The sequence below is a fragment of the Arthrobacter sp. SPT-J7 genome, assembly GCF_059089965.1.
The window spans coordinates 1-2,320 of the sequence record NZ_JBNHFF010000358.1 but is presented as its reverse complement, the minus strand read 5'-3'; the positions used below and the strand labels follow the sequence as shown (position 1 = coordinate 2,320).

Sequence of the window (2,320 nt, the reverse complement as noted above, 5' to 3'; positions counted from 1 at the left end):
GGGACCGTCGTGCGGGAAGCCGTCGCGCTCATAGGTGGAGTTCAGCTTGGCCATAAAACGGGCCAGCTCCTGCAGGTCCTCCACCGGCCATTCGCCCAGGCGCTCCCGGAAGACCTGCCGTCGCGCATCCTGGACCTGGTGCATCTTTTCCTCCCCCTTGGGGGTCAGACGGATGGCCTGCGCCCGCCCGTCCAGCGGGTCGGCCTCCTTGGATACCAGCCCGATGCTTTCAAGGAAGGCGATCTGCCGGCTCACGGAAGGTTTACCGACGCCGATGTTCATCGCCAGGTCGGTGAGCCGGATGGGGCCCTCACGCCGGATGACCGTCAGCAGTCCATAGGCCGCAGGTTCCATGTCCGGGTGGACCTGGCGGGAGAGCTGGTTGGACACGGCCCGTGCACGCCGCCAGAAGAGGCTGATCTGATGTTCCACGTTTTGCAGCGCCGCGTCCACGGTGGCATCGTCTTCGCGGCCGTGCGGGGGCGGGACGGCAGGGGAGTTGCTCATGGCAACAATTCTAGGGTGCCGATCGTGAGAGACTTTTCTGGTGCGAATCAGCGACTATTGGCGACTTATGGACGACGAATTTGGCGCCGGGTACTCGCGGGTCCTCAGCAGCACCCTTGTTCTCGCCGGGGTGGGCGGGCGCACTGCGGACCAGGCGTTGGCCGCGGGCGTGGAGCCGCGAAAAGTGTGGCTGGCGGTCTGTGATGTCCAGGACGTTCCGCCCGAGCGGCGGCTGGGCAGGGACATCAAACCCCGCATCGAATAGGCAGTTTCTCCTGACACGCCGCGCCGCTGTTCGAATACCTGTTCGGGTAAAGCTATGCTTTTCCTAGCGGGTTTTCCACATAGCCGCCCTCATCCGGCCGGAATGTCAGTGGGGCCCATTAGCGTCAGAGATGACCAATAAACGGCCGCTGAGGCCACTCCAAAGCGAGAAAGCATTAGAGGTGTGAACCATGGCGGCAGCCCCGGATCGTGCAAAAGCGCTCGAAGCAGCGCTGGCCCAGATCGACAAGCAATTCGGTAAAGGCTCAGTCATGCGGCTCGGGGACGAAGTCCGGGCCCCGATCGAAGTTATTCCTACCGGTTCCATAGCGTTGGACGTAGCCCTGGGAATTGGCGGCCTGCCCCGGGGCCGGGTGGTAGAGATCTACGGGCCGGAATCTTCCGGTAAGACCACGGTGGCCCTCCATGCCGTGGCCAACGCCCAGCGACTGGGCGGCATTGCCGCCTTCATTGATGCCGAACACGCCCTCGATCCGGAGTACGCCGCCAAGCTCGGCGTGGACACGGATGCACTCCTGGTCTCCCAGCCGGACACGGGTGAGCAAGCCCTGGAGATCATGGACATGCTGGTGGGGTCAGGCTCGCTCGACGTCATCGTCATCGACTCCGTTGCCGCCCTGGTGCCCCGCGCTGAAATCGAAGGCGACATGGGCGACAGTCATGTAGGCCTCCAGGCACGCCTCATGAGCCAGGCCCTGCGTAAGATCACCGGACGCCTGAGCCAGACCAAAACCACGGCGATCTTCATCAACCAGCTGCGTGAAAAGATTGGTGTCTTTTTCGGTTCCCCCGAGACCACCACCGGTGGCAAGGCGCTGAAGTTCTACGCCTCCATCCGTATCGACGTTCGCCGCATCCAGACCCTCAAGGAGGGCGCGGATTCGGTCGGCAACCGGACCAAGGCCAAGATCGTCAAGAACAAGATGGCCCCACCCTTCAAGGTCGCCGAGTTCGACATCATCTACGGCCAGGGCATTTCCCGCGAGGGCGGCATCATCGACATGGGCGTTGAGCACGGCATCATCAAGAAGTCGGGTTCCTGGTTCACCTATGACGGCGACCAGCTGGGCCAGGGCATGGAAAATTCGCGCCGCTTCCTTCGGGATAACCCGGAGCTGGCTGCCGAGCTGGAACGCCTCATCAAGGAAAAGCTCGGCGTTGGCGTGAAGCCGGCGGAGCCTGAGTCCAAGGACTCCCCGAAGCTGAAAGCCGTTGACGGGTTCTAGCCGTTGACCAGTGCTGAAAGTGCGCGTCCCCGCCGGGCCAGAACCGGCGGGCGGCGCGCTGCTTCGTATGTGGATGATTTCCAGGACGGTCCGGATCCGGAGTCGCCGGCTGTCGGAGACGCCGAACCGGATCCCGTGTCGGTCGCCCAGGCCATTGTGTACCGGCAGCTGGCGGCTTCGGCGAAAAGCCGGCTTCAGCTTGCCCGCAAACTTGCCGAGCGGAACATACCGGAGCACGTTGCAGAGGCTGTCCTGGACAAATTCCAGGCAGCCCGGCTCATCGATGATGCCGAATTCGCCGA

3 protein-coding genes and 1 pseudogene are annotated in these 2,320 nt (G+C 63.3%); 3 read left to right on the top strand and 1 reads right to left on the bottom strand.

From position 1 onward, the window contains the following. The coding region (locus AC5RWX_RS32610) for a MarR family winged helix-turn-helix transcriptional regulator (RefSeq protein ID WP_494100308.1) at window positions 1-507 on the bottom strand (507 nt) is incomplete at its 3' end. Window positions 508-547: 40 nt separating this feature from the next. Here AC5RWX_RS32610 and AC5RWX_RS32605 point away from each other — a divergent pair. The 3 genes and pseudogenes from AC5RWX_RS32605 to AC5RWX_RS32595 all read left to right on the top strand — a co-directional run. Then, window positions 548-772, top strand: a complete 225-nt coding sequence (locus AC5RWX_RS32605) for a DUF3046 domain-containing protein (RefSeq protein WP_458778969.1) — start codon at window positions 548-550, stop codon at window positions 770-772. A gap of 190 nt (window positions 773-962) precedes the next feature. After that, on the top strand, window positions 963-2,018 hold the full coding sequence (gene recA / locus AC5RWX_RS32600; RefSeq protein WP_066274884.1) for a recombinase RecA: 1,056 nt from the start codon (window positions 963-965) through the stop codon (window positions 2,016-2,018). 135 nt (window positions 2,019-2,153) lie between these two features. Continuing rightward, a pseudogene (locus tag AC5RWX_RS32595) lies at window positions 2,154-2,320 on the top strand (regulatory protein RecX); the annotation flags it as partial.

Bases quoted from the DNA above. Each gene is read 5' to 3' on its own strand.
- recA (WP_066274884.1), top strand. From the start codon at position 963: ATGGCGGCAGCCCCGGATCGTGCAAAAGCGCTCGAAGCAGCGCTGGCC.